5 protein-coding genes are annotated in these 5,930 nt (G+C 71.1%); 4 read left to right on the forward strand and 1 reads right to left on the reverse strand.

Annotation, left to right across the window (positions count from 1 at the left end):
* Nucleotides 1–96 precede the first annotated feature (96 nt).
* Nucleotides 97–1,587, reverse strand: coding sequence for a sensor histidine kinase (locus ACFWEK_RS17855; RefSeq protein ID WP_430546801.1), 1,491 nt, complete (start codon nt 1,585–1,587; stop codon nt 97–99).
* A 63-nt stretch (nt 1,588–1,650) separates the two neighbouring features.
* Between ACFWEK_RS17855 and ACFWEK_RS17860 the strand changes: the two genes are divergently transcribed.
* The 4 genes from ACFWEK_RS17860 (at nt 1,651) to ACFWEK_RS17875 (ending at nt 5,887) form a co-directional block, all read left to right on the forward strand.
* Entirely contained in the window at nt 1,651–2,172 is a 522-nt protein-coding gene (locus ACFWEK_RS17860) for a DUF2505 domain-containing protein (protein ID WP_430554894.1), read from the forward strand.
* A 210-nt stretch (nt 2,173–2,382) separates the two neighbouring features.
* Nucleotides 2,383–3,711 (forward strand): ABC transporter substrate-binding protein, encoded by a 1,329-nt coding sequence (locus tag ACFWEK_RS17865; protein WP_430554895.1) that lies wholly within the window; start codon nt 2,383–2,385, stop codon nt 3,709–3,711.
* 110 nt (nt 3,712–3,821) lie between these two features.
* Nucleotides 3,822–4,967, forward strand: coding sequence for a carbohydrate ABC transporter permease (locus tag ACFWEK_RS17870; RefSeq protein ID WP_430546754.1), 1,146 nt, complete (start codon nt 3,822–3,824; stop codon nt 4,965–4,967).
* The gene (locus ACFWEK_RS17875; RefSeq protein WP_430546755.1) at nt 4,964–5,887 is read left to right on the forward strand and encodes a carbohydrate ABC transporter permease; all 924 of its coding nucleotides are present in this window, start codon (nt 4,964–4,966) and stop codon (nt 5,885–5,887) included. The genes ACFWEK_RS17870 and ACFWEK_RS17875 overlap by 4 nt, the downstream gene beginning before the upstream one ends.
* Nucleotides 5,888–5,930 lie beyond the last annotated feature (43 nt).

The raw sequence follows: 5,930 nt of genomic DNA on the forward strand, positions 1-5,930 counted from the left end.
GGGACGGACCGCGACGCGGTCCGTCCCTTCGTCTGTGACGGGACCGTGACTGGGACTGTGGCCGTGTGCGGTCCGGCGTCCCGGGCGCGGCGCCCGTCAGTACCCGGCCCGCGCGGCCGACTGACCGTCGCGCAGCTCCAGCTCCAGCACCACCTGGGTGCCGCCGCCGTCGCGCGCCTCCCAGTCGATGGTGCCGCCCAGCTCGTTCGTCACGAGCGTCTGCACGATCTGCGACCCCAGCCCGCTGCGCGACGCGCGACCCAGCGTGGCGATGCCCTCCGGCATCCCCACGCCGTCGTCGGCGACCACCACGCGCATCGAGGCGCCGTCGCGCTGCACGTCGATCTCGACGTTGCCCGACTCCCGGCCGGGGAACCCGTGCTCGACGGCGTTCGTCACCAGCTCGGTGAGCACCAGCGCGAGGGGCGTGGCGTCCTGTGCCGGGACCATGCCGAACGACCCGGTCTGCTGGGTGCGCACCTGCGTGCGCGTCGACGCCACGTCGGCGGCCAGCCGCAGCGCGCGGCTCAGCATGTCGTCGAGCTCCACGTGCTCGTCGAGGGTCTGCGACAGCGACTCGTGCACCATCGAGATGGTCGCGACCCGGCGCATCGCCTCCTCCAGCGCGGCCCGGGCCTCGGGCACGTCCATCCGGCGGGCCTGCAGCCGCAGCAGCGCGGCCACCGTGGCGAGGTTGTTCTTCACGCGGTGGTGGATCTCGCGGATGGTCGCGTCCTTGGTCATGAGCTCGCGCTCACGACGGCGCAGCTCGGACACGTCGCGGCACAGCAGGACCGCGCCGATGCGCTGCCCGTGGTCCGTGAGCGGCAGGGCACGCAGGGACAGGGCGACACCCTTGGCCTCGATGTCGGTGCGCCACGGCGCACGCCCCATGACGACCAGCGGCAGCGACTCGTCCACCGTGTCCTGGTACTGGACGATGTCGGCGGTCACCTCGACCAGCGACTGCCCGACGAGCGGCCCGATGACCCCGAGCCGGTGGAAGCACGACAGCGCGTTCGGGCTGGCGTAGAGCACCTCCCCCTCGGAGTTGAGCCGGATCAGCCCGTCGCCCACGCGCGGCGCGCCGCGGCGGGGGCCGGTGGCGGCGTTGGTCGCCGGGTACTCGCCGCGCGCGATCATCGCGAGGATGTCGTCGGCCGACTCCACGTAGTTGAGCTCGAGCCGGCTGGGCGTGCGCCCGGACCCGAGGTTGGTCTGCCGGGCGACGACGGCGATCGGCCGCCCCTCGTGCACCACCGGCACCGCCTCCTCGCGGACGGCGTAGGCGCCGAACCAGCGCGGCTCGCGGGAGCGTTGCGCGCGCACCTCCGTCATGGCGGCCGCGAGCTGCGGGCGCTGCCCGTCGGGCGCGAACGACCCCACGATGTCGTCGTAGTGCACGGTCGCCCCGGTGGACGGACGGCACTGGGCGAGGGCGACGAAACCGCCGTCGGACGTGGGGAGCCACAGCACCAGGTCGGCGAAGGCGAGGTCGGACACGAGCTGCCAGTCGCCCACGAGGAGGTGCAGCCACTCGGCGTCTCCCTCGGAGAGGTCGGCGTTCTGGGCGATGAGGTCACTCATGGCGGACACGCCCACCAGCCTACGGGCGCTCCCGCTCCGCTCCCGTCTCGGTAGGGTGACCTCGTGCACCTGACCGTGGAGCTGACCTACGCGGCGGACGCGGACGCCGTCGTCGCGATGCTCGCCGACGAGGCGTTCATCCGCTGGCGGGCCCTGCGCGGGCCGGGCGGCCGCGTCGAGCAGACGGACGTGACCGGCAGCCCGGCCGAAGGCTTCACCATCGCGGTGCGACGCACCCTGCCCACGGACCTCATCCCCGCGCAGGTGCGACCGTTCGTCGGCGACCACCTGGAGGTGCGCCAGGCGGAGGTGTGGGAGGCGCCGTCCGGGGGGCTGCGCACCGGGACCATCGCCGTCGAGATCGCCGGGGCACCCGTGCGGGTGACCGGCACGGTGCGCCTCGAGTCGACGACGGACGGCGGCACTCGCCAGGTGTACGACGGCGAGGTCCGCGCGACGGTGCCCCTGTTCGGCGCCGCGGTGGCCGAGGCCGCCGCCCGGGCCGTCCGCTCGACCCTCGAGGCCGAGGGCGCGGCCGGCCAGGAGTGGCTCGCGGCGCAGGCCGCACGGGGTGAAGACCGGTAACGATCCGGACACGCGCTCGCCGCTCAGGCCTCCGACCTGCAAAGACGCGACTGCTTCCGTCACAGAACGGCATCGACGCCCTCGACGGGCTTGACTTTCGTCACCACCGACGGCCAGCATCATGACCTGGCTGTGGGAGCGCTACCACCATGGAGGTGGGAGCGCTACCATCCTCCATCTCGTATGCCCGACCCAGACAAGGGAGTCACCGTGCTCAACAGCACCCGACCCACCCGCCGAACCCGCCGCGTCGTCGCGGCGACCGCCGGCGTCGCGACCCTCGCCCTCGCCCTGACCGCCTGCGGCAGCTCGGACGACGGCGGTGACGACACCGCCTCCGGCGACGAGAAGATCACCCTGACCGTCGCCACGTTCAACCAGTTCGGCTACACCGACGAGCTCCTCGCCTCGTACACCGAGGACCACCCGAACGTCACCGTCAAGCAGGTCACCGCCGCGACGTCCGAGGACGCGCGCAACAACCTCACGACCAAGCTGGCCGCCGGCGGCGAGGGCCTGGCCGACATCGAGGGCATCGAGGTCGACTGGCTGCCCGAGCTCATGCAGTACCCCGACCTGTTCGAGGACCTGGGCGACCCGGCCCTCGACGGCCGGTGGGTGGACTGGAAGGTCCAGCAGGCCACGACGCCGGACGGCAAGCTCATCGGCTACGGCACCGACATCGGCCCGGAGGCCATCTGCTACCGCGCCGACCTCTTCGAGAAGGCCGGCCTGCCGACCGACCGCGAGAAGGTCGCCGAGGCCCTCGGTGGCGACGACGCGACGTGGCAGGACTACTTCGACCTCGGCAAGAAGTTCGTCGCCAAGTCGGACTCCGCCTGGTTCGACGGCGCGGTGCCGACCTACCAGGGCATGGTGAACCAGCTCGAGGGCGCCTACGAGGACCCGGCGACCGGCGAGCCCAAGGACCTCAAGACCAACCAGGAGATCAGGGACCTGTACGACCAGGTCCTGACCGCGTCCGTGGACGACGAGCTGTCCGCCGGCCTCGAGCAGTGGGGCGAGGACTGGACCGCCGGCTTCCAGAACAACGCGTGGGCCACCATGCTCTGCCCGCCGTGGATGACCGCGTCCATCGAGCAGAACGCCGGCGGCGTCGAGGGCTGGGACGTCGCGGACGTCTTCCCCGGCGGCGGTGGCAACTGGGGCGGCTCGTTCCTCACCGTGCCCGCCTCGGGCGACAACGCTGCGGCGGCCAAGGAGCTCGCGGCGTGGCTGACCTCGCCGGAGATCCAGACCAAGGCGTACGAGAACGCCAACACGTTCCCGTCGCAGCTGGACGCCCAGGCGTCCGACGCCGTGCAGGACTCGACGAACGACTTCTTCAACGACGCCCCGGTCGGCCCGATCTTCTCGGCCCGCGCCCAGGCGATCGAGGGTGCCCCGTTCAAGGGCAAGAACTACTTCGCGATCCACACGGCCGTGCAGAACGCGCTGAACCGCGTGGACCTCAACGGTGACGACCCGGAGAAGAGCTGGCAGGGCGCCCTCGACGAGTACGCCTCGCTCGGGCTCTGACCCCCTGACCAGTCCCTGACCCCCGCCGTACCGTCGGCCGGGCCCGCCGAGACAGGATCTCGGCGCGCCCGGCCGGCGGGCGGCGGACCGGCGAGCACAGGAAGCAGCAGATGGCCGTCCTCTCCCCCACCCAGCCCACGCACCGACGCGGTGCGACCGGGCCACGTCCTCCCCGACGCGTCGGTTTCTCCCAGCGCCTCGGCCGCTGGGACGTGAAGGTCTCCCCGTACCTGTACATCTCGCCGTTCTTCCTGCTGTTCGCGCTCACCGGCCTGTTCCCGCTCGGCTACACGCTGTTCGTGTCGCTGCACGAGTGGAACCTGCTCGGCGGCCAGGGCGAGTTCACGGGGCTCGAGAACTACGCCGCCGTCCTGGCGCAGCCCCTGTTCTGGAAGTCCCTGGTCAACACGTTCTCGATCTTCGTCTTCTCGAGCATCCCGCAGGTGATCCTCGCGATCACGATCGCGGCGCTGCTCGACCAGAACCTGCGCGCCGCCACCTTCTGGCGCATGGGCGTGCTGATCCCCTACGTCGTCGCACCGGTCGCGGTCTCCATGATCTTCGGCCGACTGTTCGCCGACGACTACGGCCTCATCAACGAGCTGCTCGGGTTCGTCGGCGTCGACCCGATCGGCTGGCACACCGACCGCGTCGCCAGCCATGTCGCGATCGCCAGCATGGTGAACTTCCGCTGGACCGGCTACAACGCGCTGATCTTCCTCGCCGCCATGCAGGCCGTGCCCCGCGAGCTCTACGAGGCGGCCGTCATCGACGGCGCCGGCCGCGCGCGGCAGTTCTTCTCCATCACCGTGCCGCAGATCCGCGCCACGATCATCTTCGTCGTCATCACGTCGACCATCGGTGGCCTGCAGATCTTCGACGAGGTCCGCATGTACGACCCGAAGGGCCTCGGCGGACCCGACCAGGACTGGATGACCACGGTCGTCTACCTGTACGACGTCGCGTGGGGCAACCAGAAGAACCTCGGCCGCGCGTCGGCGGTCGCGCTGCTGCTCTTCCTGCTGATCATCGTCATCGGCATGATCAACTTCCTCATCACGCAGCGGATCGCCACCTCCGGCCCGAAGGGCGCCAAGGGGAGCCGCCGGACCACCCGTCGCGTCCGGGCGGAAGCCCGGGTCGCGCAGGCGTCCGGCGCGGCCGCCGCCGCGAGCGGGCCCGCGGCCCCCAGGGCGACGCTCCCGCCCACCTTCCCCCCGACCACCTCGACCACCGACCGGGAGGACCGCCGATGAGCTCCGTCGCCGTCACCGCCCAGACCGCCGGTCCGGGCGCGGCCCGCGCGGCCGCCAAGCGCCGGAACCGCGGCTCGCGCGCCACGCGCACCGCGCAGCGCCGCCCCGGCTGGCTCACCTACACGCTGCTCGGGGTCGCGCTGCTGATCTCGATCTTCCCGCTGTACTTCACGCTGCTGCTCGGGTCGTCCGACCCGGTCACGATCGCGAAGAACGCCGTGCCGCAGTGGCTGCCCGACTCGAGCCTGTTCCAGCAGTTCGCCACCGTGATCGAGTCCACCCGGATCAACTTCTGGAAGGCCCTCACCAACTCGGTGATCGTCTCGGTGCTCACCTCGCTGTCGGTGGTGCTGTTCTCCACGCTCGCCGGCTACTCGTTCGCCAAGCTGCGCTTCCGCGGTCGTGGCCCCCTGCTGGTCTTCGTCATCGCCACGATGGCCGTGCCGACCCAGCTCGGCGTCATCCCGATGTACATCCTCATGACCGACCTGGGCTGGATCGGCAAGCTGCAGGCGGTCATCGTCCCTGCCCTCGTCACCGCGTTCGGCGTCTTCTGGATGACGCAGTACCTGTCCGAGGCGCTGCCGTACGAGCTCATCGAAGCGGCCCGCGTGGACGGCGCGTCGATGATCCGCACGTTCTGGTCCGTGGCCCTGCCGGCCGCGCGACCCGCCGCCGCGATGCTGGGACTGTTCACGTTCGTGCAGCAGTGGACCAACTTCTTCTGGCCGTCCATCGTGCTGAACAGCGAGAACCCGACGCTTCCTCTCGTGGTGCAGTCGCTGCAGGCCAACTTCTTCGTGGACTACTCGCTCGTGATGGCGGGCATCTTCCTCGTGACGCTGCCCCTGCTGGTGATCTTCGCCTTCGTCGGCAAGCAGCTCGTCGCGGGCATCATGGCCGGCGCCGTCAAGGGCTGACCCACCGCTCGTCCGGGCTGACGTCACGCCCACGCAGCCGCGC

Source organism: Isoptericola sp. NPDC060257 (assembly GCF_042726645.1).
In the GTDB taxonomy this organism is placed as follows: Bacteria; Actinomycetota; Actinomycetes; order Actinomycetales; family Cellulomonadaceae; genus Isoptericola; species Isoptericola nanjingensis.